The following is a 24,138-nucleotide window of genomic DNA, read 5'->3' as shown; positions in this document are numbered from 1 at the left end:
GATCGTGTGGTTAGGGTGATAAAGATGAAAAAACGTTTCATTGCTGGGGCAAAATGTCCAAAATGTGAAGCCATGGATCGAATTGTCATGCTAACCACCGCAGAAGACGAATGGATTGAATGTATCGAATGTGGTTATAGCGAAAATCGTCCGACTCATGTTGATGAGCCTGAAACGCCTGCTGAACCAGATGAAATTGGGGTAATACAGTTCAAGCCACGTCGTCCCGACTAAAGGTCTTAAACATGCCACTACAAAGAAAACAAAACTCAAAATTATTATGGATTTTAATTGGGGGCTTAAGCATTCTCGTAGTGCTTTTTTTTGCAGCGCAATGGTTTTTTAAAAAAACCGAGTCGTCAGCACCACTGGTTGATCCACAACCTGTCTCGACATCCGCTCCTGCTAAACCAGTTGACCCATTACCAAGTTCTGAACCCTTAGCTGAAAATGCAAGCTCTCAGCAACTTGTCAGTGAAAATGTGCTTAAAGAGCCTGTCCCTGCACAAGAGTCTTTAGCAAAAGAAGAAGTATCTAAACTTGAAGATATTCATCGCCAGCTAAAAGATCAGGAAGCAACCTTAAAAGCTCAGCATTCAGATGCTGATCAATTAACTAAACTCAAAGAAGAACAAGTTAAATTGCTGGAAGCTCAGCTTAAACAGCAATAGTTTTTCAATAGAATCTAAAAAAGCTAAAGCTATCAATCTTTAGCTTTTTTGTTAGGATTTAAATAATTCTAATCATCTTGTTTTAAATTTAATTAATCCTTTTATTTAAAAAGCCCTCCATTTTGGAAGGCTTTTTTGTATAACCAATACTTTGATTTAAGTTATTTATACCAATCGAATAACTTAAATACGTATGGCACATAAGTCACTAATACCAATGATGAGAATAAGACAATAATTGGTAGCAACCAGCGCTCATAACGGAAGTAGAAGCTTGTATATTTCTCTTTCGCTTCTGCATCCGCAGCATTCACCTCATCATCTCCGACAGATAATCTTGTTAAGAGATGGTTCAAGGCAACTGGCGGTGTCACATAGCCAAACTCGAATGCAACCAATACAATCATCCAGAAGTGAATTGGATGAATACCATTTTCGTATGCCACAGGTGCAATGGTTGCAGCAACTAAAATTACAGCACCAAATGGATCTGTACACATACCAATAATGGCAAGTAATAGCGCAATACATGCAAGTGATATATAAATACTGCCCAAATGAGTCGGTAATAATTCAACCACTTCAGAGCGTTCAATTAAACCGCCTACACTTGCAGACAATGCCATCAAGATAATTAGAGCACCAATATGACCTACAGTTTCTGAGGTCGCAAAACGAAGTGCTCCACCAAAACCAAGACGGTATTGAGAGCTATGCGGATCATGTGCACGAAGAAATGGTGATTTTTGTTCGTGTTCGCGAACAATCGCTTCATGAATATTGATTGCAGGCGCTTCTTTGGTCGCAACCAATTTGTCATACAAGATCATTGCAATCAGGACTAATGGCAAAATTACTGGTGCAGTAAATTCGTTCATTCCTGTATCTAGTGCATATTTATAGATCGCAAGAACAACAGCAGTGATCAGAATATATGGAATTACAGGCACAAAGGCACGCATCATGCCTGGAATCGCAACTTTTGGTGAATTCACACGGAATTTTTCTTCAGCTAAGAGTAGTGAAACACCCAAGAAAATAAATGCAGTTAACCAAAATACATAAATACCATGCCCAAATAGCTCATCAGACGTTACATGACGACTATCAAGCATCGCAATTAAAACGACCAGTAGACATGGGCGTACAACTACCCCTAAAGAACCTGACATGGCAGACACAGCCAAAGCATATTGACGGCGAGCACCCGCATTCCAGACTTCTTTATAAATAATTGCACCTGCTGCGATAACGAAGATACCAGATGCACCTGTATAGGCTGTTGGTACAGCAGCAGCAATTAGAATTAACCAAGTTAAGGTTTCTGGCGCCAAGTTCCATGGACGAAGCACATTAAGGAACAAGTCCATAACGCGTGTTTGAGTTAAAAGCATACCTGCCCAAATGAACAAGGCAAGGTTTAAGAAGATGCCTGAGAATTCAACCAGTAAACCAAGGTAAATACCTTGCCCCATTGGGTAATCCATAAAGAACGTAAATACGATGCCTGTAATTAACGCCATATAAGCATATAAAGGCACCGATAATAAGGCTAAGCCTATATTTCCGCCTTCACGCTTTGGTGGAGGTGAAACAAATAATTGATACAAACTAATTAAAGTCAGAACAACAAATAGAATCATCCACATCCAGTAAATCGTTACTGTTTCATAGGTAAGTGTTACCCCAGAATTTATGACTGAACGATACTGACTAATGACAGAGGTACTAAGTAGTGCATTACCAATCAACATAAACAGGGAATACACTTTGTAATCTATTTTTGTTGCCGGATTACGCAAACCAATATGGTGATATTTCAACGATGCAGTAATCGCAGAAATCAAAACCATAAAGACCAGTAAAATGGCACGGTTCTCTGTACCAAATTTAAAAATACCGAAGAAACCGGTCTCGATAGCACGGTAAGTACGTACCCCTGGGTTAGCTTCGATATATTTGATAGTTTTATCATACGCCTGATATTTTTCATCACATTGTTGCTTTGCTGCGAGTAGTGATGCACGGACATCACTTTCAGATGCCGCACCAAAGAAACTCGCGAAATCATCAGACGCGTTCGCTTTCATTTGTTCTTTTACTTGAGCCTCGATATTTGGATGTCGATCACAAGTTGGCTTTTCAGGCTCAGCACGCAAAAAAGAATATTGCATACCTGTAGCAGGGTCGCCATAAAGACGTTCCCCGATACGTAATAATTGTCCGTGGATCATTTCCCCGGTACCAATAATTAGCGTCATTAATAGCAAAATGAGGATGACGAATGTTGAGATCCATTCGTTCCAGATATAACCCAGCAGACCTAATCCAGATCTTTTTTCTTGATGTTCTTGCATAAATATTCCAATTTTGTTCTCTCAAATCCCTAAAAAATAAGGACTTGAGTCATGCAATTTTTCTTGGTCAGGGGTTAAATCCATCCCCCTTCTACCAATCCCTTTATTCAATGATCAAATTTGCATCAAACTTTGTTAATAAAGAATGACTAAAATCTCTTTTTTAACAGTTTGTATTGTCAATGTTTCTTTTTTAATCTCTGGAAAATCCAATAACATCCTCCAAAGATTGCTCCGCCAATTGCCCCATATAGATGAGCTTCAGTTAAAACTGGACTCCCTATTAGTTGAGCAGTTCCTGTTTGCCCAAAAGTGTTTTCCCATATGAGTTTGGCAATAATTAACCCTAAAACCAGCAAAGCAAAATTTCGCTCTTTACGATATTGCAGATAGACCAAAGCAACCGCTGTATATAGTCCATGTAAGACACCAGACAGACCTGCGTAAGCTTCGATATAAGGTAAATAAAAGTAGAACACCAAACTAATAAAGGGTGGCAACAGCAAAAGTAGACTTAGAAGATGCCATGCTTTTGTATGTGGAAAAATAAAGGGTAAACAAGCGAATGCCATCATATTTAAAAGGAAATGAACCCATCCAACGTGTACCCAATGTGCAGTCCACAAACGCCAGAATTCGCCAAGTAAACTTTCGCGCCAATAAATAAAAGTATCAGGAAACACCTGTAGACATGCAGATATGGAAATGCACACTGCGACCAAAAGCACTTTACTATTCAGTACATGATCCTTCATGGCACACTCCTTGAAATTAAACTTCTTACAATTATTGTAGAACTTAACAATAGACTCGCAAGAAGTTAGTCTTTCAAATATTCGTTACTGCGCTGCTGGTGGAGCAGATGAATCCGTAGGAACCTCAGAAGCGGCTCCCCCATCAAACAACTCATCTAGCTCTGCTGCACCTTCATTTTTATCATCCCAGAAATGAGACATACCATCATCTCCGGTACGTACACCAGTATGCTCAGTCCAGTAACGGTCAGAGATACCACGTACAATAAGACCAGCCATACTATCGATTAACTTAAAGTTCGGATTGACAGGTTTGTCATCAGCTTGAGATGCTGCATAGGTTCTTAATGCATCACGGATTTTTGCATCATCACCGCTTGCTTGAGCAGCTACAGCATATAAGGCATGAGATAGGCGAACACCTTTTTTCTCACCAATCTGAATTGACTGTTTTAAAGTTTGGTACGGATCAGGTTTCCCTTCATCAGCACCTGGCAATAAAGTCCAGATAACAGCACGCGTTGCGTTAGGTGCGCCCCAGAATTTTTCATTATCTAGACAAACCATGCCACGCTCTACAATAGCAGCGATATCTTTAGGAACATTGACTGCACCGCCTGAGTTAATATCGTTGGTCACAGCCTGAAGACCACTGATCATGCCAAGTAAATAAACAGTTTGATCAGTATCATTACGCATCGTTGGGCAAGAATCACCTAAGTGATATTTATATTTAGATTCCCAACGATCAGCAAATAACTTATAACCCGTATATTGACGTTCAGCAGCAATTGCTGCCCAACGCTTTTGTGCAATACGTGCATCTTGGGCTTCTGTCACTTGACCAGCTTTTGATGCGCGCAAATAACGTAATTCTGCTTCTAAAGCCTGATTTTCCGCACATACACCTGATGCTGCATACATTAATACAGCAACACGTGTCGGATCTGCACCCATCCCTTTAGTAGACATGATTGCAGGTGTTAAAGCACTACCGGTATTACATACCATTTCAGCATCTTGCATTGCCAAAATAGGTGGAACGACGTGCTTTTCCGTAAAACCTAGAGCAACATTTGCTCCGGTTTTCACAACGTATGAACAACCTGATAAAACTGAAGCTGCAAGAAAACTCACCGCCAAACCTTGGCTTATTTTTTGGACTTTAGACATCTTCCTGTCCTCTATGTAATTTGTTTTTTCCTTTTCAGATGTACATTAGCAGATGCATATCTTGAATAAAAGAGTAATTACTCTAATTGTAGCGCTTATACTTTGACACACTTCACAGCAGATAAAATTGACAGTTTTTCGAGGAAACAGAAATTTTAGGCAAAAAAAAGTAGCATTGCGACGGTTCAGCACATGCTACTTATTAACTGGAATAAGCTTTTAACGGCTTATATTATTTTTGTTCTATATAATCCTTAAGTAAAGTTCCTGCTCTTCCTACTACTACAGCCATAACGACTGCAATTAACAGAAACATCCACATTGAAATCTCCATGAGAGACCTCCTTACTACAATCGCACCCAGTTATAAACTGGACACTTGATGAAATTAATCGATTAACCAATTTTAATAATTGACTGATCGACGACCTTGCATCCTCTGTCTCTTAACCTTGTTAAAATTAACTTTGTTAAGATGTTCCCTGAGTAAAGTTCCTGCTCTTCCTATCACCACTGCCAGAATTATGGCAATGACCAAGAACGACCATGTTGGCATCTCCATTTTGAGACCTCCGACACACTTTACGTTGGTGTTTGTACTTTAACCGATCAAATAGTTACCCATAGGTAAAATTGTCAGACAATTGTCTTTCCTTGGCTTTTTTCTATATTTTAATTAGACAATTCGAAGTTTAATGAAGAAAATAATTATTAAGCTTTTGTTTTTTATAATTTTTAAATAAATATACAATTGTAGAATTGTCTAACAATTAATAGAGTTTTTCTAGAACTTTTAATCTTTTCCACTGCTGAATGGGAAGCTGATCGAACCATACAATAGCTATATTCTTAGGAGTCTCTTCAAGATAAATAACTACAAATAACTGATAATCAATTATTTTAATAATTTCTGCACGGTAAATTTCTTTTTTTGAGAAATATGCAACCGACCATAATTTTTGATCTAAATATTCAATTTGAGATATTTGTGCTTGCTTTAAAAAGAAAATAAAACCAATAAATAGAAGAATAACAGCACATAGCCACCATATCGGTGTTAATAATTGATAAAGCAGGATTGCTAAACCTAAACCAACAAAAAGCTGAAATATTACCGAGACACGGCTATATTTCAGCTCAAAATTTAATTCTTTTATCAAAACAGTTTAGCCATGTACATACTGTTTTAGTTTATAAATAAATTCACGTAACTCAGTACGTGGAGGTTCAGAAACTTCCATGAACCAATCTAATAAATCCGGATCTTCTTGATCGACTAACTCTGCAAATAATGCTTTTTCTGCTGGATCAGCTTTTAAATAATAGTTTTTTACATACGGGTCAAAATAGACGTCAATTTCTTTTAAGCCGCGGCGTGCTCGATAAATTACTTTACGTTCTTCCAAGGTCATTTCGTCAGACATTTACGTCCCCATCTGTGTTGATAGTGCGCCTAGTTTACCTGATCACATCCTAAAGATCGCTAAAAATATCAAATTGACCAAATTTATCATCTTATCCGCATAATTGAGCATTCATCACATTGTTAGGCATGAAATGCTTACGTATGTTTAGGGCATAACATCACACCTGAACCAAGGAAGAAATACAAATGCAATCTGGTGCCATCCGTCCTATTCCAAATATGTTACCAAGACAATTATTCAATGAAGAACACGAAGCCTTCCGTGAGACAGTGCGTAAATTCTATGAAAAGGAAGTCGTTCCCAATATAGAAAAATATGAAAAACAGCAACATGTTGACCGAGATCTTTGGAATAAAGCTGGAGAACTAGGTCTTCTTTGTACCACAATGCCAGAGGAATATGGTGGCTCTGGGGTAGATCGCCTATACAGTATGATTCTTATTGAAGAACAAGCGTATGCGATGGACTCAAGTACTGGCTTCTCTCTACATTCCGATATTGTTGCTAATTACGTTAATAATTTTGGTAATGAAGAGCAAAAACAAAAATGGTTACCCAAAATGGCAACTGGAGAAGTTGTTACTGCTATTGCAATGACGGAACCAGGCACTGGTTCAGATTTACAAGCGGTAAGAACCACCGCCGTACTTGAGGGTGATGAATATGTCATTAATGGTTCTAAAATTTTTATTACAAATGGCTACTTATGCGACATGGCCGTAGTTGTTTGTAAGACTGGTAATAGTGAGAAAGGTTCGGCGAACTTATCCTTAATTATTGTAGAAGCAGACAGAGCTGGTTTTAGTAAAGGTAAACCACTAAACAAAATTGGTATGAAAGGCCAAGATACCTGCGAATTATTCTTTGATAACGTTCGCGTTCCTAAAGAAAACCTTTTAGGCATGGAAGGTATGGGCTTTATCATGCTCATGAAAGAATTAGCATGGGAACGAATGTTAGTTGCTATTATTTGTCAGGCAGGTGCTGAAGCAGCATTTGCACATACCGTCCAATATACAAAAGATCGTAAGGCATTTGGTAAACCTATTGGTGCATTTCAAAATACGCGCTTTAAACTTGCTGAACTCAGAACTGAAATCGATTTCTGTCGTACTTATTTAGATCGTTGTATGGAATTACAACTTGAAGAAAAATTGAGTGTCGAAGCTGCAGCTGCTGCTAAATATAAAATTTCTGATATGTTCTCAAAGATTGTAGATGAATGTCTTCAGTTACATGGTGGTTATGGCTATATGCTTGAATATCCAATTGCACGTGCATACATTGATCATCGAGCAAATCGAATTTATGCAGGTACAAATGAAATCATGAAAGAATTAATTTCAAGAACACTTTAATACCTTCACAAGAAAAGGGGCATTACGCCCCTTTTTTTATTTAACAGGACTTAAGATACTAATTTTGGTTTACGCTCATTCGCTTCAGAACGCTTATGAAAATGAAGAATGCCATCTTCAAATTTTGCATTTTTCAAAGACTTTCTATCTTCTAAATAGTTATTAGTCACCTGCCATGGAGCACGCTTACCTTGTTTAGGAAGTTCATGTGCTGCACGATTAATATAACCTGATGATAGTTTACCCATTACAGTATCTTCTTCCATCACAGTCTTATCACCCGATGGAATCACTTCATCATAACTATTTTTGTCCATATAGTTTAATAAGCGACAAATATATTCGGCAGCGATATCTACTTTGAGTGTCCATGAGGCATTTACATAGCCAATAATCATAGCCATATTCGGTACATCACTTAGCATTATGCCGTTATAAAGCATATGTTCAGATGAGTTGATTGGTTTCCCATCAAGAGTCGCCTGAACTCCGCCCATAATCTGAACTTGTAATCCTGTTGCAGAAACAACGATATCAGCATCAAGATGTTTGCCAGATTTAAGTAAAATACCTTTTTCAGTAAATTTCTCGATTTGATCAGTTTCTACGCTCGCTTTGCCTTCACGTAAAATCTTAAACAAGTCCCCATCTGGCACTACACATAAACGCTGATCCCAAGGATTGTATGAAGGTGTAAAATGCTTCATATCAACCTTACCTTTAAGCTGCACTTCAATTGCTTTTAAAAGTAAACGACGTACAGTTTTAGGATGTTTCTGAGACAGCGCATAAATAGCGCGCTGCATACCAATGTTGCGAGCTCGAGTAAATTTATAAGCTGCCTCTTCAGACATAAATTTACGCGTTTTTTCATAGATAAAATCGATAGAAGGAACGCTAGCAATATATGTTGGTGAACGCTGCAACATGGTCACATGACCTGCCCCACCTTTAGCCATTGCTGGTACTAAAGTAATCGCTGTTGCACCACTACCAATAATAACCACCTTTTTACCTGTGTAATCTAAGTTTTCAGGCCAATGCTGTGGGTGAATGAGTTGCCCTTTAAATGCTTCTTGATTTGGGAAAGAAGGCGCATAACCCTGATCATAATTATAGTAACCTGTACAACCGACCACAAAGTTAGCAATCCAAGTCTGCTGTTTTTTATTGCTATCTTCGACTACAACCTGCCATTTTTTTGAAGCCGAATCATAATTAGCAGAAAGTACGCGATGACCAAAATGAATTTTTTCTTTTAATTTAAATTCATTAATTACTTCACCTAAATATCCTTTAATAGAAGCACCATCAGCTAATACATTCGCTTTACACCATGGTTTAAAGTTAAAACCAAAGGTAGACATATCTGAATCTGAACGGATACCAGGATAACGGAAAAGATCCCATGTTCCACCAAAAGACTCACGACGTTCTAAAATCTCGAATTGTCGTTGTGGTGAATTTTTTGACAAATGGGCAGCAATTCCGATTCCTGAAATACCTGCGCCAATGATTAAAATATCAACTTGCTTTTCCATTTTATTTTTATACCCATTGTTGAGAATATAAGTTTATTAAAACACAATTTTGACAATACACAATGTCAAGTTTGACCGTTTATCTACTTTTTTATATCACTTGAGGACATTTTTATAATTTATTTTGTGAGTAGAAATAAAAAAGACCGGCATAAAACCGGTCTTTTTTGAATAAAATCAATTATTCAGCTGAAGTGTTTACTTCACGATCTACAAGCTCAACGTAAGCCATCGGTGCTGCATCACCAGCACGGAAGCCCGCTTTAAGAACACGTAGATAACCGCCGTTACGTTCTTTGTAACGAGGGCCGAGTACGGTAAATAATTTACCAACAGTTGCAGCATTACGAGTACGAGCAAATGCTAAACGACGATTTGCTACAGTATCGTTTTTTGCTAGAGTGATTAAAGGCTCAGCAACACGACGTAATTCTTTAGCTTTAGGCACAGTTGTTTTGATCAACTCGTGTTCAAATAAAGAATTAGCCAAGTTTTGGAACATCGCTTTACGATGGCTGCTTGTACGGCCTAATTTCACACCACTATTACGATGACGCATGGTGATAGTCCTACTTAATTAACGGCTACGATAGGCAAAACGGTCGTCCATACGAAGACTAGCTGGTGGCCAGTTTTCAAGACGCATACCGAGTTGTAAGCCTTTCGATGCCAAAACATCTTTGATCTCTGTTAACGATTTTTTACCAAGGTTAGGAGTTTTTAACAACTCAACTTCAGTACGTTGAACAAGATCACCAATGTAGTAAATATTTTCTGCTTTCAAACAGTTAGCAGAACGAACAGTAAGCTCTAGATCATCTACTGGGCGAAGCAAGATTGGGTCAACTTCTTCACGAGGCTCTTGAGCAACTGGAGTTTGGTCTTTCTGAAGATCAACAAAAATTGCAATTTGTTGTTGCAAGATTGTTGCCGCTTTACGGATTGCTTCTTCAGGATCAACCGTTCCATTTGTTTCGAGGTCGATTACCAGTTTATCTAAATCGGTACGTTGTTCTACACGCGCATTTTCAACGGTGTAAGAAACACGTTTAATCGGGCTATAAGAAGCATCTAATTGCAAACGACCAACAGGACGTGTTTCGCCTTCAGGGAAACGAGAATCAGATGTTTCATAACCACGACCTTGAGCAACTTTCAAGCGCATTTTTAATGAGCCTGAAGCACTTAAAGTACCGATTAAATGTTCTGGGTTAACCACTTCAACATTATGAGGTAAACGAAGGTCAGCAGCAGTAATATCGCCAGGACCTTGTTTCTCTAATGTTAAATATGCTTCATTTTGATCGAACAGCTTAATAGACAATCCTTTTAGGTTCAGCAAGAGCTCGACGATGTCCTGCTGCAAGCCTTCTAAAGTACTGTACTCGTGCTCGACACCTTCTATCTCAACTTCAACCACAGCAGCGCCAGGTAAAGAAGACAATAGAATGCGACGTAAAGCATTACCTAGAGTGTGGCCAAAACCACGCTCTAAAGGTTCTAGAATCACTTTTGCCGAGGTCCCGCTTACCGCTTCGACCTTGATCGCTTGCGGAGTTAGAAACTCGTTTGCAGTACGCGTCATTATTGCTACCTCAAGGATTATTTAGAATACAATTCTACAATCAAGCTTTCGTTGATTTCAGCAGGTAAATCAGAACGATCTGGTGCAGCTTTAAACGTACCTTCAAGCTTAGAATGATCAACTTCGATCCAAGCTGGAATACCACGTTGTGCAGCTAACTCAATCGCGTTTTTAATACGCAATTGTTGTTTAGCACCTTCGTGAACCGCAATTACATCACCAGCTTTAACTTGAATAGATGCGATGTTTACACGACGACCATTCAAAGTAATGCTACGGTGACTTACTAACTGACGAGCTTCTGCACGTGTAGAACCAAAACCCATGCGATAAACAACGTTATCAAGACGGCTTTCAAGCAATTTCAACAAGTTCTCACCTGTTGCGCCTTTAACACGAGCTGCTTCTTTATAGTAGTTACTAAATTGACGTTCTAACACACCGTAAATACGACGGACTTTTTGTTTTTCACGTAATTGTAGTGAATACTCAGATTGCTTACCACCGCGTGCCTGACCATGTTGACCAGGTGCTTTGTTAGCTTTTTTAGTTTTGACGTCAAATGGTTTAACGCCAGATTTAAGTTGCAGGTCTGTCCCTTCGCGGCGAGAGAGTTTGCATTTTGGACCAATATAACGAGCCATGAATGTTTCTCCTTACACGCGACGTTTTTTAGGTGGACGGCAACCGTTGTGAGGAATTGGAGTCACATCGGTAATGCTGTTAATCTTATAACCCACTGCGCCTAATGCACGAACCGCAGACTCACGACCTGGACCAGGACCTTTTACAAGGACATCCAGATTTTTCAAACCGTAATCTAAAGCTGCTTTACCAGCAACTTCAGCAGCTACCTGAGCAGCAAACGGAGTTGATTTACGTGAACCACGGAAGCCTTGTCCACCTGAGGTGGCCCAAGCCAATGCATTACCTTGACGATCAGTAATCGTAACAATGGTGTTATTAAAAGACGCGTGAATGTGTGCAACACCTTCAGAGACGGTACGAGTGACCTTCTTGCGTGTGCGAGTATCTTTAGCCATCTTTTAGCTTCCAGAAATCTTACTTTTTAATCGGTTTGCGCGGACCTTTACGGGTACGTGCGTTAGTTTTGGTGCGTTGACCACGGACAGGCAAGCTGCGACGATGGCGAAGGCCGCGGTAGCAACCCAAATCCATTAAACGTTTAATGTTCATGGAAATTTCGCGACGTAAGTCACCTTCGGTAGGAACCTTAGCAACTTCTGCACGAATCGCATCAAGCTGAGCATCGTCCAACTCACGGATCTTAGTAGTTTCAGTAATACCAACTGTAGCTAAGATATTCTTAGCAGTGTGGCGACCGATACCAAAGATGTAAGTGAGGGAGATAACAGCATGCTTGTTATCCGGAATGTTTACACCGGCAATACGAGCCATTCACTTTCTCCAAAAAGGCAGTAGAGATAATCAACCGCCCCACAAAAATCTTGAGGGGCGGATATTAACCCAATTCGCCTACTGAAATCAACAGGTCTTGATTAGATTAACCTTGACGCTGCTTATGACGAGGTTCTGCGCTACAAATTACGCGAATAACCCCATTACGACGGATAACTTTACAGCTACCACAAATTTTCTTTACAGAAGCTTGTACTTTCATGATGAAACCTCTAAGTGCGCTTATCCCTTAGGATGAGCAGTCGTTTTTCTCATTAATGTTTGATTATCATATTGATGAGATGTTAAATGCGCTTGTAGCTGAGCCATAAAGTCCATAACCACGACAACTACGATCAATAGTGAGGTACCACCCAAATAGAATGGAATCCCAAAAGAACTTTGTAGAATCATTGGCATTAAACAAATGACCGTAATATAAATCGCACCAATAAACGTCAAACGATTAAGAATATGATCTAAGTAACGAGCAGTTTGCTCACCTGGGCGAATACCAGGCACATAAGCTCCGCTGCGTTTTAGATTTTCTGATACTTCCTTAGGGCTAAATACTAAAGCCGTATAAAAGTAACAGAAAAAGATAATTAACGCACCAAAGAGCACCAAATACAAAGGCTGTCCAGGCGACAATACTAAAGCTAAATCTTGTAAGCTGCTTTTAATAAAACCAGCATTTGGATCTGCACTTCCCACCCATTGACCAAGACTTGCTGGGAACAAGAGTAGAGAACTTGCAAAAATCGCAGGAATAACACCAGCCATATTAATTTTTAATGGCAAATGCGTCTGCTGTGCTGTAAATATACGACGCCCTTGTTGCTTTTGCGCATAGTTTACTGGAATGCGACGTTGTGCTTTTTCAATAAACACAATAGCTGCCAATACACCTAGAGACAAAAGACCAAAGATTACAAGACCAATCAAACTTGTCTGACCATTATCTACAGAAGAGATAGATTGCATAATTAAATTAGGCAAACCAGCAACAATACCTGCAAAAATAATCATTGAGATACCATTACCGATACCTCTTTCTGTGATCTGTTCACCTAGCCACATTAGGAACATTGTTCCCGCAACTAAAGAAGTAACAGCAGGTACGTAAAATGCAAGGCCATTTGTCAAAGTAATACCTTGACCAATTAAGCCAGCACACATACCAACAGCCTGAACCACAGCAAGTAGTAATGTACCCTGACGCGTATATTGATTAATTTTACGCTTACCTTGCTCACCTTCCTTTTTCAAGGCTTCAAGTGATGGAATTACAGTAGACATTAACTGCACAATAATTGATGCAGAAATGTAAGGCATAATTCCTAAAGCAAGAATAGACATTCGCTCTAAAGCACCGCCAGAAAACATATTGAATAGCCCAAGAATAGTTCCTTGGTTCGCATGAAATAAATTTTCTAACGCAGCATTATTAATGCCTGGTACTGGAATATGCGCTCCTAGTCGAAAGACCAGCAATGCACCGATTAGAAAACTCATCCGGCGAATAATTTCACGGTATTTCACATGAAATGGCTGACCTTTCATCATGTTGACATGACCTGAAGAACTAGGAGACATAGACACTCGAGATTACTCCTCGACTTTACCGCCAGCTGCTTCAATCGCAGCTTTAGCGCCTTTAGTCAATGCAACACCTTGAACAGTGAATGCACGAGTGATTTCACCAGAAAGTACGATACGAGCACGAATTTGGTCACGACGAACAACATTCGCAGCTTTCAAAGTTTCTAGGCTAACGATGTCGCCTTCAACTTTGCTTAACTCAGATAAACGTACTTCAGCAGTTTTTAAAGCGATTTGGCTAGTGAAACCGAATTTAGGTAAACGACGATAAATCGCTGTTTGACCGCCTTCAAAGCCTGGACGAACGCCACCACTTTTACGTGATTTTTGACCTTTGACACCACGGCCACCAGTCTTACCAACGCCAGAACCGATACCACGGCCTAAACGACGGTGTTCACGTTTTGCACCTTCTGCAGGCGCAAGTTCATTTAAACGCAGAGTCATGGCTTATTCCTCTACACTAACCATATAGTAGACTTTGTTGATCATACCGCGGTTAGAAGGCGTATCTTGCACTTCTACAGTATGACCAATACGACGCAGACCTAAACCTTGTAAGCAAAGCTTGTGATTTTTCAAGCGATGTGAAGAAGATTTAGTCTGGGTAACTTTAATCGTTTTCATGATTGATTACCCTTGAATTTCTTCTACTGATTTACCACGTTTCGCAGCGACTTTCTCAGGAGAAGTCATATCACGCAAACCTTTGAAAGTTGCGTTTACTACGTTTGCAGCATTAGTAGAACCATAACATTTAGCAAGTACGTTATGTACACCTGCAGCTTCTAGAACGGCACGCATAGCGCCACCAGCGATTACGCCAGTACCTTCAGAAGCAGGTTGCATATATACACGGCTTGCACCATGACGAGCATTCACAGGGTGTTGTAAAGTAGTACCTGCAAGGTCTACAGTAATCATGTTGCGACGTGCAGCTTCAAGTGCTTTAGAAATAGCAGCTGGAACTTCACGAGCTTTACCACGACCAAAACCAACACGACCATTACCATCACCCACAACAGTTAATGCTGTGAAAGAGAAGATACGACCACCCTTAACAACTTTGGCTACACGATCAACGGCAACCAGCTTTTCAACAAGACCTTCGTTTTGTTCAACTTTAGCCATGATTAGAACTCCAAGCCGTTTTCACGAGCAGCATCAGCCAAGGCTTTGATACGACCATGATATTTAAAACCAGAACGGTCAAATGCAACTTTAGTTACACCAGCTGCTTTCGCACGCTCTGCGATTAAAGCGCCTACTTTAGTAGCCGCATCTACATTACCTGTAGTACCGCTACGTAAAGATGCATCCAAAGTTGAAGCTTGTGCTAAAACTTTGCCACCATCTGCTGAAATAACTTGAGCATAGATGTGACGCGGAGTGCGGTTTACACACAAACGAGTCGCACCCAATGCACGAATGTGCAAGCGTGTGCTTTTCGCACGACGCAAACGGGATTGTTTCTTTTCGTTCATAAGAACCTCGCGCCTTATTTCTTCTTAGCTTCTTTACGAAGAATGACTTCATCCGAATAACGAACACCTTTACCTTTATATGGTTCAGGAGAACGATATGCACGGATTTCTGCCGCTACTTGACCTAACAACTGCTTGTTTGCTGATTTCAAAATGATTTCAGTAGCAGTTGGAGTTTCCGCTGTTACACCTTCAGGTAAAGCGTAGTCAATTGGGTGTGAAAAACCAAGGTTAAGGTTTACAACAGTACCTTTAACCGCAGCTTTATAACCAACACCAACTAGCTGCAACTTACGTTCGAAGCCTTCACTAACCCCTTTAACAAGGTTATTCAATACAGCGCGAGCAGTACCAGCTTGCATCCAAGCATCTTTCGATTCTTTAACTGGAGCAAGTTGAAGTTTACCTTCTTCCTGTTTTAGCTCGACCAGCGCATGCAGGTTGAAAGACAATGTACCTTTGCTGCCTTTCACTTCGACCTGCCGGCCGTTCTGAGTAACTGCTACACCATTAGGTACAGTTACTGGGGCTTTAGCCACACGAGACATGAGGAATCACCTATTAAGAAACAAAAGCAATAACTTCACCACCAACGCCCGCAGCACGTGCAGCGCGATCAGTCATGATGCCTTTGCTTGTAGAAACAATTGCAATACCTAAACCTTGCTTAACGCTTGGAAGTTTATCTTTACCACGGTATTGGCGAAGACCTGGACGGCTTACGCGTTTAACCATTTCGATAACTGGTTTGCCTTCGAAATATTTTAAAGTAATTGTCAAAGTAGATTTTGTCTCTTCTTGAGCAACTTCTACATTTGAAATATAACCTTCTTGTTGAAGTACGTTTGCAATTGCAACTTTCAACTTAGAAGAAGGCATAGAAACAGTTTGTTTCTTAGCCATTTGTGCGTTACGAACACGTGTTAGCATGTCGGCAACGGTATCTTGCATACTCATTTAGTCGCTCCTTACCAGCTTGCCTTAACAACGCCTGGTACATCACCCTGCATTACTGTGTCACGTAATTTGTTACGGCTTAAACCGAACTTACGGAAGTAACCATGAGGACGACCAGTTAAACCACAACGGTTACGAAGACGTACCGGAGATGCATTACGTGGCAATGCTTGTAACTTTAACATCGCTTCGAAACGCTCTTCTTCACTTGCATTTACGTTTGCAATCGTAGCTTTTAATTCAGCACGTTTTGCAGCGTATTTAGCAACTGTTTTTTCGCGTTTCAATTCGCGATTAATCATACCTTTCTTAGCCATATCGACCTCTTATTTGAACGGGAAGCCGAATGCACGCATAAGCGCACGGCCTTCGTCATCGGTGCGAGCAGTCGTAGTAATAGTAATATCCATACCACGAATACGATCAATCTTATCGAAATCGATTTCAGGGAAAACGATTTGCTCTTTCAAACCCATTGAGTAGTTACCACGACCATCAAATGATTTCGAAGAGAAACCACGGAAGTCACGGATACGAGGGATTGCGATTGAGATCAAACGGTCCAAGAATTCGTACATTTGGTCGCCACGTAAAGTAACTTTACAACCAATCGGCCAACCATCACGGATTTTGAAACCAGCGATAGATTTACGAGCAAGTGTAATTACTGGTTTTTGACCAGCAATTAATTGCATGTCGACTACAGCGCCATCTAATAATTTCTTATCAGTTGCAGCTGCGCCTACACCCATGTTTAGGGTAATTTTTGTGATGCGTGGAATTTCCATCACGTTCTTAATGCTAAGTTCTTCTTGTAACTTTGCTTTAAGTTCATCATTGTAACGCGCTTTAAGTCTGGCCATTGCCTTTTCAACCTATTACTTCGCTACCGCCACTGATTCACCATTTGATTTATAAACGCGAGTTTTCACGCCATCAATCACTTGGTAACCAACACGGTCAGCCTTCTGGGTTGTAGCATTTAAAATTGCCACGTTTGAAATATGAAGCGAAGCTTCTTGAGTAACGATACCGCCTTCAGCGCCAGTTACACGATTCGGCTTTTGATGCTTCTTCACTAAGTTAAGGCCTTCAACCTTAACGCGGTCTTCAGAAACAGACAATACAGTACCCTGTTTGCCTTTTTCTTTACCTGCGATCACGATAACTTGATCGCCTTTTTTAATCTTAGCCATGATTGCCTCTTATAGAACTTCAGGAGCCAATGAAATGATTTTCATGAACTGTTCAGTACGAAGTTCACGAGTCACTGGTCCGAAGATACGAGTAGCAATCGGAGCTTTGTTGTTGTTCAGGATAACTGCAGCATTATCATCAAAACGGATCACAGAACCATCTGGACGACGAATGCCGAATTTAGTACGAACTACAACCGCATTCATCACGTCACCTTTTTTAACACGTGCGCGTGGGATTGCTTCTTTTACAGTAACTTTAATAATGTCGCCAACAGAAGCATAACGACGATGTGAACCACCAAGTACTTTAATACATTGTACGCGGCGAGCACCACTGTTGTCTGCTACGTCGAGCATAGTTTCGGTTTGAATCATTGCCCTACTCCAAAACCGAGCATCACCGGTCACAATTTCGAAAGGCTCAAAGAGTACTCGAAATTGACCGATGATGCAACAAGAACGTCGAATTACTCAGCAGCTGCTTCAACTACTTCCACTAAAGTCCAAGCTTTAGTTTTAGAAATTGGGCGGCTTTCTTTAATGGTCACAACATCGCCAAGCTTAGCAACATTGTTTTCATCATGAGCGTGTAACTTAGTTGAACGGCGAATTGACTTGCCATACAACGGGTGTTGAACGCGGCGTTCGATAAGAACAACAATAGACTTGTCCATTTTGTCGCTTACTACTTTGCCGGTTAACGTGCGGACTGTTTTTTCACTCATTGTCCGTTCCCCTGTTTTTCGGTAAGGAGTGTCTTAATACGAGCAATTGTCTTACGAGCAACTTGCACTTCATGCGATTTACCCAACTGACCAGTTGCTTTCGCCATACGAAGACGGAATTGGTTAAGCTGTTGCTCATCAAGCAAAGCTTTCAACTCTTCTACCGATTTTTCACGTAGATCTTTAGTTTTCATTACATTACCGTCCGAGTCACGATAGTGGTTTTAAACGGAAGTTTAGCAGCAGCTAAAGCAAATGCTTCACGCGCTAACTCTTCGTTCACACCTTCAATTTCGTACAGGATCTTACCTGGTTGGATCTGGCAAACCCAGTACTCCACGCTACCCTTACCTTTACCCATACGCACTTCAAGAGGCTTTTGAGTGATTGGCTTATCCGGGAATACGCGAATAAAGATTTTACCACCACGCTTAATACGGCGGCTAATAGTACGACGTGCAGCTTCAATCTGACGAGCAGTCATACGACCACGTTCAGTTGCTTTAATTGCAATCGAACCAAATGATACTGTACTACCACGATGCGCTAGACCAGTATTACGGCCTTTGTGCACCTTACGGAATTTGGTACGTTTAGGTTGCAACATGGATTATTCTCCCTTGTCAGCAGCACGGTCACCGCGACGACCACGACGCTCTTGACCTTCACCACGACCACGACCACGTTTAGCTGGACGATCTTCAGCAGGAGCAGGGTTCATGACTTGTTTCATGCCACCTAAAATCTCGCCACGGAAAATCCAAACTTTAACACCAATCGTACCGTAAGTTGTTTCTGCACGCATAGTTGCATAGTCAATGTCTGCACGCAATGTATGCAAAGGTACACGACCTTCACGATACCATTCTGTACGAGCAATCTCTGCACCACCTAAACGGCCAGACACTTCAACTTTGATACCTTTAGCACCAGCACGCATAGTGTTTTGAACCGCACGCTTCATAGCACGACGGAACATTACACGCTTTTCTAATTGAGAAGCGATTGCTTCAGCAACTAAACGCGCATCTAAGTCTGGGCGATCAATTTCGTTGATACTTACTTGCGCTGGAACACCCATAATGCTGGTAAGTTCGCGCTGTAATTTTTCAATATCTTCGCCTTTTTTACCGATTACGATACCAGGACGAGCTGTGCTAATAGTTACTTTAGCAGCGCCTGATGGACGTTCGATAAGAATGTTGCTTACCATCGCATTCTTAAGTTTTTTAGTTAAAAACTCACGAACTTGAAGATCTTTAAGCAAGTATTCAGCGTATTGTTTCGGATTCGCATACCAGTTAGCGTTATGACGTTTCACAACACCTAGGCGGATACCGATTGGATGAACCTTCTGACCCATATCAAACCCCTACCTTAACGGTGATGTGACAAGTACGCTTAGTAATACGATCTGCACGGCCTTTAGCACGTGGCATAATACGTTTAAGGCTCATGCCTTCGTCAACGTAAATCGTAGAAACTTTAAGATCGTCAACATCTAAACTGTTATTGTGTTCAGCGTTTGCAATCGCAGATTCCAATGCTTTTTTTACTAAAACAGCAGCTTTTTTATTGCTGAAGTTTAAGATATTTAAAGCATGCGCAACAGATTTGCCGCGAATAAGATCTGCAACCAAACGTGCTTTCTGTGCCGAGATAGCGGCACCGCGTAATTTAGCAGTTACTTCCATCATGACACCTATTAACGTTTAGATTTCTTGTCAACACCGTGACCACGATAGGTACGAGTTGGCGCGAATTCACCGAGTTTATGACCAACCATATGCTCAGTAACAATTACTGGAACGTGGTTACGACCATTATGAACAGAAATTGTTAAACCAACAAAATCCGGAAGGATCATCGAACGACGAGACCAAGTTTTAATCGGCTTGCGAGAGTTACTAGCAACAGCCGCTTCAACCTTAGCGAACAAGTGCGCATCGACGAATGGGCCTTTTTTCAGAGAACGAGGCATTAGTCAGATTCCTTTACTTGACGCGACGGTCGCGAATAATCATCTTAGTCGTACGCTTATTGGTACGTGTCTTGTACCCTTTAGCTTTTTGACCCCATGGGCTTACAGGTTGAATACCTTTGTTACGCCCTTCACCACCACCGTGCGGGTGATCAATCGGGTTCATCGCCATACCACGTACGGTAGGACGAACACCACGCCAGCGCGAAGCACCAGCTTTACCCAATGAACGAAGGTTGTTTTCTTGGTTAGAAACTTCACCAATTACAGCGCGGCATTCAACATGTACTTTACGCATTTCGCCTGAACGAAGACGAATGATTGCGTAAGAACCATCACGACCCAACAACTGAACAGATGCACCAGCAGAACGTGCTAATTGCGCGCCCTTACCAATTTTAAGTTCAACGTTATGAAGTGTAGAACCAATCGGCATATTACGAAGTGGCAAGCAGTTACCTGGACGAATTGGAGCATCGTTACCAGATTGTACTTTATCGCCAGCACGTAAGCCTTTAGGTGCGATGATATAACGACGCTCACCATCAGCATATTTCAACAAAGCAATATGTGCTGTACGGTTTGGATCGTATTCAATACGCTCTACAACAGCTGGGATGCTGTCTTTGTTACGTTTGAAGTCAACGATACGGTAGTGTTGTTTATGACCACCACCAACGTGACGAGTAGTAATGTGACCGTTGTTATTACGACCACCAGTACGTTTTTTAGCTTCAACCAACGGTGCGTAAGGAGCGCCTTTGTGAAGATGGTCATGAACCACTTTCTCTACAAAGCGACGTCCTGGAGACGTTGGCTTACATTTTTGAATCGGCATAATTTTCGTCCTTATTCCGCTGCGCTTTCAGCGGTATCGCCCAAGTCAGCCATTTCAACATCTTGGCCAGCTTTCAGGGTGACGTATGCTTTTTTAACATCAGAACGGCGTCCCAATGTACGACCAAAGCGCTTAGTCTTACCTTTAGTAATAGTTGTGTTAACTTTAACAACTTCTACACCAAAAAGTTTTTCAACTGCTTTTTTGATTTCAAGCTTAGTAGCATTGATGTCTACTTTAAATACTTGAACACCAACAGTATCACCTAATACTTGTGCCTTTTCTGAGAAGACTGGTCCTTTTAGGACTTGATAGATACGTTCGTTGTTCATCCGAGTTCTACCTCAATTTTCTTAGCAGCAGCTACAGACATCACAACTTTATCAAACGCGATCAAGCTTACAGGATCGATTGCAGTTGCATCTACCACATCTACATGCGGAAGGTTGCGTGCTGCAAGATATAAGTTCTCATCTACAGCGTCAGTAACGATTAATGCACGAGCAGCATTTAAGTCGTTAAGCTTTGCAAGCAATTCTTTAGTTTTTGGAGCTGCAACAGCAAACTCTTCAACTAATACAAGACGATCTTGGCGAACAAGTTCAGCTAAGATACATTGCATTGCACCGCGGTACATCTTACGGTTTACTTTTTGAGACCAATCTTGTGGACGAGCAGCAAAAGTTTTACCACCGCCAACCCAGATAGGGCTACGAATAGAACCCGCACGAGCACGACCAGTACCTTTTTGACGGAATGGCTTTTTACCACCGCCAGAAACGTCTGCACGTGATTTCTGAGCACGAGTACCTTGACGACCACCTGCTAAGTAAGCAGTAACAACTTGGTGTACAAGAGCTTCGTTAAATTCACGTCCGAAAGCAACTTCAGACAATTCAACAGCAGAGCCGGAAACAGTTTTCAAATTCACGGTATTTCCCCTCAGGCCTTGATGGTAGGACGTACAATCACGTCGCCGCCAGTTGCACCAGGAATTGCACCTTTAACAACTAAAACAGAACGTTCAGCGTCAATAGATACGATTTCAAGACCTTGTACTGTTACGCGTTCATCACCTAAGTGACCAGCCATTTTTTTGCCTTTGAACACGCGTCCAGGAGTCTGGTTTTGACCTGTAGAACCTAATACACGGTGAGAAACTGAGTTACCGTGAGTAGCGTCTTGGGTACGGAAGTTCCAACGTTTAACACCACCTTGGAAACCTTTACCTTTTGATTGACCAGTTACGTCAACTACTTGACCAACTGTGAACAAATCAACGCCAATAGTACCGCCAACTTCACGGCCTTCAAGCTCAGCTTCAGTAACACGGAACTCTTTAACCAAACGACCAGCAGCAACACCAGCTTTCGCGAAGTGACCTTTCTGAGCGTTAGTTACGCGAGATTCGCGACGTTCACCAGTAGTTACTTGAACAGCTTGATAACCATCAGTTTCAAGTGTTTTGATTTGCGTAATGCGGTTTGGATCGACTTCGATGACTGTAACAGGTACAGAAACACCTGCATCTGTAAAGATGCGAGTCATACCACATTTGCGACCGACTAAACCAATAGCCATGTGCATAAACCTCTAAAAAAGCGGCCTAATTAACTTAGAAGTTAATCAACCGAAAGCCTTAACCCAAAGCGATCTGAACATCAACACCAGCCGCAAGATCTAATTTCATCAATGCATCAACAGTTTTATCTGTAGGTTGAACGATATCGATCAAACGTTTATAGGTGCGGATTTCGTACTGGTCACGCGCATCTTTGTTAACGTGCGGTGAAGTAAGAACGTTGAAGCGTTCGATGCGAGTAGGCATCGGAATTGGACCACAAACTTGTGCGCCAGTACGCTTAGCGGTTTCTACGATCTCTTGAGCAGATTGATCAATCAGACGATGATCAAAAGACTTCAAACGGATACGAATTCTCTGGTTAGACATACCAGTAAACTCCAAGCCAAACATATAAAGAATCACCCTTGACGCATCTCACCCATTGGTAAGTGTCAAAGGCAGTGAAAATCACTAAGGTCATGATCGATGCCACGACTGTAATGCACATTTACTACTTTCTTCGCAGTAAATGCCCCTCCTTTTGAGGGTCGCCCATTATAACGATTGTTTAAGTCTTATGCAATTCTCTTTTTCTATTTTTTGTTCAAAACACACTTTAACCTAGTATTCTCAACTCACTCTAGGCGTTTATGACAAATTCAATCGCTTTATTTAAGAGTTGATTACCTTGTTCAAATTTTTGTGCTTCTGAATATTGTAGTTCACTCACAGGCTGCACATATTCTCCATTAAAAATAGATAGCTCTTCTTCATTTTCAAGTAAGAGTTCTAAAGCTGCCGGTGTCATTTCTGGATGAAATTGAAAACCCAGCACATTTTTTCCAATTTGATACATCTGATTACGACAAGCTATATTCTCGGCTAAGTGTATGGCACCCTTGGGTATTTCAAATGTTTCGCTATGCCACTGCATCACCTTTATCTTTTCAGGCAATGGAAAACTGTCTTGAGGTAAATTTGCCACCCTCTGAACTGTTGACCAGCCAAGTTCCTGATAGCGGTTTCGACTGACTGCGGCGCCTAGTGCATTAGCAATTAGCTGCCCACCCAAACAGAGACCTATAGCAGGCTTTCCTGCTGCTAAATAACGACGCAACCATCTTTTCTCTATCTTAAGCCATGGATAATTCGCTTCATCATTTACACTCATGGTGCCACCCATGACTAATAATAAGTCAACCTCATCAATTTGTGGTAAAGCTTCTATTTCAAGTGACCGATCAACCGGAAGTGCAAAAAACTCCGTAGAACTAATAGTCGCGTGGTGAGCTTTTAAAAATGAATAACAACTCCCAAAACCCTCACCCGCGATATGTTGAAAATAATGAACTCTTAAATGCGACTTCATGCGCTTAAACCTATTGTTGTTAGAATGTTGTAGTGGTCTTTGCAAAAATAAAGCCAAGTTTTTGTTTTATAGGTCTACTGTAACGAAACCTCTTACAAAACTTTATAAATCTAGCGAAGAATCTAAATTTCTC

37 protein-coding genes and 1 pseudogene are annotated in these 24,138 nt (G+C 41.0%); 3 read left to right on the top strand and 35 right to left on the bottom strand.

Features of this window, described 5'->3' with window-relative positions:
• Positions 1-24 precede the first annotated feature (24 nt).
• Both KTJ10_RS12705 and KTJ10_RS12700 read left to right on the top strand, forming a co-directional pair.
• On the top strand, positions 25-234 hold the full coding sequence (locus tag KTJ10_RS12705; protein WP_032004797.1) for a YheV family putative zinc ribbon protein: 210 nt from the start codon (positions 25-27) through the stop codon (positions 232-234).
• 11 nt (positions 235-245) lie between these two features.
• Complete coding sequence (locus tag KTJ10_RS12700) at positions 246-671, top strand: hypothetical protein (protein WP_199992157.1); 426 nt, start codon at positions 246-248, stop codon at positions 669-671.
• A 161-nt stretch (positions 672-832) separates the two neighbouring features.
• Here KTJ10_RS12700 and KTJ10_RS12695 read toward each other — a convergent pair whose 3' ends face one another.
• From KTJ10_RS12695 to KTJ10_RS12675, 5 genes are all read right to left on the bottom strand, one after another.
• Positions 833-3,028: a TRAP transporter large permease subunit gene (locus tag KTJ10_RS12695; protein ID WP_262442135.1), complete on the bottom strand. Its 2,196-nt coding sequence runs from the start codon at positions 3,026-3,028 to the stop codon at positions 833-835.
• Positions 3,029-3,207: 179 nt separating this feature from the next.
• Complete coding sequence (gene rrtA / locus KTJ10_RS12690; protein ID WP_005067290.1) at positions 3,208-3,783, bottom strand: rhombosortase; 576 nt, start codon at positions 3,781-3,783, stop codon at positions 3,208-3,210.
• Positions 3,784-3,867: 84 nt separating this feature from the next.
• Positions 3,868-4,956, bottom strand: a complete 1,089-nt coding sequence (locus tag KTJ10_RS12685; RefSeq protein WP_202744799.1) for a hypothetical protein — start codon at positions 4,954-4,956, stop codon at positions 3,868-3,870.
• A 770-nt stretch (positions 4,957-5,726) separates the two neighbouring features.
• On the bottom strand, positions 5,727-6,116 hold the full coding sequence (locus KTJ10_RS12680) for a hypothetical protein (RefSeq protein WP_069119505.1): 390 nt from the start codon (positions 6,114-6,116) through the stop codon (positions 5,727-5,729).
• 6 nt (positions 6,117-6,122) lie between these two features.
• Positions 6,123-6,380 carry a succinate dehydrogenase assembly factor 2 gene (locus KTJ10_RS12675; RefSeq protein ID WP_002117064.1) on the bottom strand — a complete coding sequence of 86 codons (258 nt, stop codon included), beginning with the start codon at positions 6,378-6,380 and terminating at the stop codon, positions 6,123-6,125.
• A gap of 188 nt (positions 6,381-6,568) precedes the next feature.
• Here KTJ10_RS12675 and KTJ10_RS12670 point away from each other — a divergent pair, with 188 nt between their 5' ends.
• Positions 6,569-7,741, top strand: coding sequence for an acyl-CoA dehydrogenase family protein (locus KTJ10_RS12670; protein WP_002116790.1), 1,173 nt, complete (start codon positions 6,569-6,571; stop codon positions 7,739-7,741).
• A 50-nt stretch (positions 7,742-7,791) separates the two neighbouring features.
• Here KTJ10_RS12670 and KTJ10_RS12665 read toward each other — a convergent pair whose 3' ends face one another.
• From KTJ10_RS12665 to KTJ10_RS12520, 30 genes and pseudogenes are all read right to left on the bottom strand, one after another.
• Complete coding sequence (locus tag KTJ10_RS12665; protein ID WP_002116796.1) at positions 7,792-9,282, bottom strand: flavin-containing monooxygenase; 1,491 nt, start codon at positions 9,280-9,282, stop codon at positions 7,792-7,794.
• A 181-nt stretch (positions 9,283-9,463) separates the two neighbouring features.
• On the bottom strand, positions 9,464-9,841 hold the full coding sequence (gene rplQ / locus KTJ10_RS12660) for a 50S ribosomal protein L17 (protein WP_002049717.1): 378 nt from the start codon (positions 9,839-9,841) through the stop codon (positions 9,464-9,466).
• 18 nt (positions 9,842-9,859) lie between these two features.
• Positions 9,860-10,867 (bottom strand): DNA-directed RNA polymerase subunit alpha, encoded by a 1,008-nt coding sequence (locus KTJ10_RS12655; RefSeq protein WP_002116730.1) that lies wholly within the window; start codon positions 10,865-10,867, stop codon positions 9,860-9,862.
• 17 nt (positions 10,868-10,884) lie between these two features.
• Entirely contained in the window at positions 10,885-11,511 is a 627-nt protein-coding gene (rpsD, locus tag KTJ10_RS12650; protein WP_000135204.1) for a 30S ribosomal protein S4, read from the bottom strand.
• A gap of 12 nt (positions 11,512-11,523) precedes the next feature.
• A complete protein-coding gene (gene rpsK, locus KTJ10_RS12645; protein ID WP_001040166.1) occupies positions 11,524-11,910 on the bottom strand; it encodes a 30S ribosomal protein S11 in 387 nt (128 codons plus the stop codon).
• 19 nt (positions 11,911-11,929) lie between these two features.
• A complete protein-coding gene (rpsM, locus tag KTJ10_RS12640; RefSeq protein WP_000090816.1) occupies positions 11,930-12,286 on the bottom strand; it encodes a 30S ribosomal protein S13 in 357 nt (118 codons plus the stop codon).
• A gap of 106 nt (positions 12,287-12,392) precedes the next feature.
• The gene (gene rpmJ / locus KTJ10_RS12635) at positions 12,393-12,509 is read right to left on the bottom strand and encodes a 50S ribosomal protein L36 (protein ID WP_000867907.1); all 117 of its coding nucleotides are present in this window, start codon (positions 12,507-12,509) and stop codon (positions 12,393-12,395) included.
• A gap of 20 nt (positions 12,510-12,529) precedes the next feature.
• Entirely contained in the window at positions 12,530-13,849 is a 1,320-nt protein-coding gene (secY, locus tag KTJ10_RS12630; RefSeq protein WP_170249219.1) for a preprotein translocase subunit SecY, read from the bottom strand.
• 45 nt (positions 13,850-13,894) lie between these two features.
• Complete coding sequence (gene rplO / locus KTJ10_RS12625) at positions 13,895-14,335, bottom strand: 50S ribosomal protein L15 (RefSeq protein WP_002116985.1); 441 nt, start codon at positions 14,333-14,335, stop codon at positions 13,895-13,897.
• 3 nt (positions 14,336-14,338) lie between these two features.
• On the bottom strand, positions 14,339-14,515 hold the full coding sequence (rpmD, locus tag KTJ10_RS12620) for a 50S ribosomal protein L30 (RefSeq protein ID WP_000849088.1): 177 nt from the start codon (positions 14,513-14,515) through the stop codon (positions 14,339-14,341).
• Between the two features lie 6 nt (positions 14,516-14,521).
• Positions 14,522-15,019, bottom strand: coding sequence for a 30S ribosomal protein S5 (gene rpsE / locus KTJ10_RS12615; protein WP_001141025.1), 498 nt, complete (start codon positions 15,017-15,019; stop codon positions 14,522-14,524).
• Between the two features lie 2 nt (positions 15,020-15,021).
• Positions 15,022-15,372 (bottom strand): 50S ribosomal protein L18, encoded by a 351-nt coding sequence (gene rplR / locus KTJ10_RS12610; RefSeq protein WP_002049741.1) that lies wholly within the window; start codon positions 15,370-15,372, stop codon positions 15,022-15,024.
• Positions 15,373-15,386: 14 nt separating this feature from the next.
• On the bottom strand, positions 15,387-15,920 hold the full coding sequence (gene rplF, locus KTJ10_RS12605) for a 50S ribosomal protein L6 (protein WP_002116801.1): 534 nt from the start codon (positions 15,918-15,920) through the stop codon (positions 15,387-15,389).
• A 13-nt stretch (positions 15,921-15,933) separates the two neighbouring features.
• On the bottom strand, positions 15,934-16,329 hold the full coding sequence (gene rpsH, locus KTJ10_RS12600) for a 30S ribosomal protein S8 (RefSeq protein ID WP_002049732.1): 396 nt from the start codon (positions 16,327-16,329) through the stop codon (positions 15,934-15,936).
• Positions 16,330-16,340: 11 nt separating this feature from the next.
• Positions 16,341-16,646, bottom strand: coding sequence for a 30S ribosomal protein S14 (gene rpsN / locus KTJ10_RS12595; protein WP_002049689.1), 306 nt, complete (start codon positions 16,644-16,646; stop codon positions 16,341-16,343).
• Positions 16,647-16,655: 9 nt separating this feature from the next.
• The gene (gene rplE / locus KTJ10_RS12590) at positions 16,656-17,192 is read right to left on the bottom strand and encodes a 50S ribosomal protein L5 (RefSeq protein ID WP_044119300.1); all 537 of its coding nucleotides are present in this window, start codon (positions 17,190-17,192) and stop codon (positions 16,656-16,658) included.
• A 15-nt stretch (positions 17,193-17,207) separates the two neighbouring features.
• A complete protein-coding gene (gene rplX, locus KTJ10_RS12585) occupies positions 17,208-17,525 on the bottom strand; it encodes a 50S ribosomal protein L24 (protein WP_002116820.1) in 318 nt (105 codons plus the stop codon).
• Positions 17,526-17,534: 9 nt separating this feature from the next.
• A complete protein-coding gene (gene rplN, locus KTJ10_RS12580; RefSeq protein ID WP_001982634.1) occupies positions 17,535-17,903 on the bottom strand; it encodes a 50S ribosomal protein L14 in 369 nt (122 codons plus the stop codon).
• 92 nt (positions 17,904-17,995) lie between these two features.
• Positions 17,996-18,253, bottom strand: a complete 258-nt coding sequence (rpsQ, locus tag KTJ10_RS12575; protein WP_002116661.1) for a 30S ribosomal protein S17 — start codon at positions 18,251-18,253, stop codon at positions 17,996-17,998.
• Complete coding sequence (gene rpmC, locus KTJ10_RS12570) at positions 18,250-18,447, bottom strand: 50S ribosomal protein L29 (protein WP_000849928.1); 198 nt, start codon at positions 18,445-18,447, stop codon at positions 18,250-18,252. Before rpmC ends, rpsQ begins: the two co-directional genes overlap by 4 nt.
• On the bottom strand, positions 18,447-18,860 hold the full coding sequence (gene rplP, locus KTJ10_RS12565) for a 50S ribosomal protein L16 (protein ID WP_002049688.1): 414 nt from the start codon (positions 18,858-18,860) through the stop codon (positions 18,447-18,449). The genes rpmC and rplP overlap by 1 nt, the downstream gene beginning before the upstream one ends.
• Positions 18,800-19,616 (bottom strand): annotated as a pseudogene (gene rpsC / locus KTJ10_RS12560) (30S ribosomal protein S3). The gene rplP and the pseudogene rpsC overlap by 61 nt, the downstream one beginning before the upstream one ends.
• Before the next feature lies 1 nt (position 19,617).
• Complete coding sequence (rplV, locus tag KTJ10_RS12555; RefSeq protein ID WP_001982638.1) at positions 19,618-19,947, bottom strand: 50S ribosomal protein L22; 330 nt, start codon at positions 19,945-19,947, stop codon at positions 19,618-19,620.
• Between the two features lie 11 nt (positions 19,948-19,958).
• Positions 19,959-20,234, bottom strand: coding sequence for a 30S ribosomal protein S19 (rpsS, locus tag KTJ10_RS12550; RefSeq protein ID WP_001138119.1), 276 nt, complete (start codon positions 20,232-20,234; stop codon positions 19,959-19,961).
• 13 nt (positions 20,235-20,247) lie between these two features.
• Positions 20,248-21,072 (bottom strand): 50S ribosomal protein L2, encoded by an 825-nt coding sequence (rplB, locus tag KTJ10_RS12545; RefSeq protein WP_002049686.1) that lies wholly within the window; start codon positions 21,070-21,072, stop codon positions 20,248-20,250.
• An 11-nt stretch (positions 21,073-21,083) separates the two neighbouring features.
• Positions 21,084-21,404 carry a 50S ribosomal protein L23 gene (gene rplW / locus KTJ10_RS12540; protein WP_002049693.1) on the bottom strand — a complete coding sequence of 107 codons (321 nt, stop codon included), beginning with the start codon at positions 21,402-21,404 and terminating at the stop codon, positions 21,084-21,086.
• On the bottom strand, positions 21,401-22,003 hold the full coding sequence (rplD, locus tag KTJ10_RS12535) for a 50S ribosomal protein L4 (protein WP_002049755.1): 603 nt from the start codon (positions 22,001-22,003) through the stop codon (positions 21,401-21,403). The genes rplW and rplD overlap by 4 nt, the downstream gene beginning before the upstream one ends.
• An 11-nt stretch (positions 22,004-22,014) precedes the next feature.
• Positions 22,015-22,653 (bottom strand): 50S ribosomal protein L3, encoded by a 639-nt coding sequence (gene rplC / locus KTJ10_RS12530; RefSeq protein ID WP_002117051.1) that lies wholly within the window; start codon positions 22,651-22,653, stop codon positions 22,015-22,017.
• A 58-nt stretch (positions 22,654-22,711) separates the two neighbouring features.
• The gene (gene rpsJ / locus KTJ10_RS12525; RefSeq protein WP_000070912.1) at positions 22,712-23,023 is read right to left on the bottom strand and encodes a 30S ribosomal protein S10; all 312 of its coding nucleotides are present in this window, start codon (positions 23,021-23,023) and stop codon (positions 22,712-22,714) included.
• Between the two features lie 253 nt (positions 23,024-23,276).
• Complete coding sequence (locus tag KTJ10_RS12520) at positions 23,277-24,005, bottom strand: type 1 glutamine amidotransferase (protein ID WP_044099980.1); 729 nt, start codon at positions 24,003-24,005, stop codon at positions 23,277-23,279.
• Positions 24,006-24,138: the final 133 nt, after the last annotated feature.

Source organism: Acinetobacter sp. WU_MDCI_Abxc222, from assembly GCF_025514755.1.
GTDB classification, from domain to species: domain Bacteria; phylum Pseudomonadota; class Gammaproteobacteria; order Pseudomonadales; family Moraxellaceae; genus Acinetobacter; species Acinetobacter geminorum.
The sequence above is the reverse complement of the archived record's forward strand: the minus strand, read 5'-3'. Positions and strand labels throughout refer to the sequence as shown.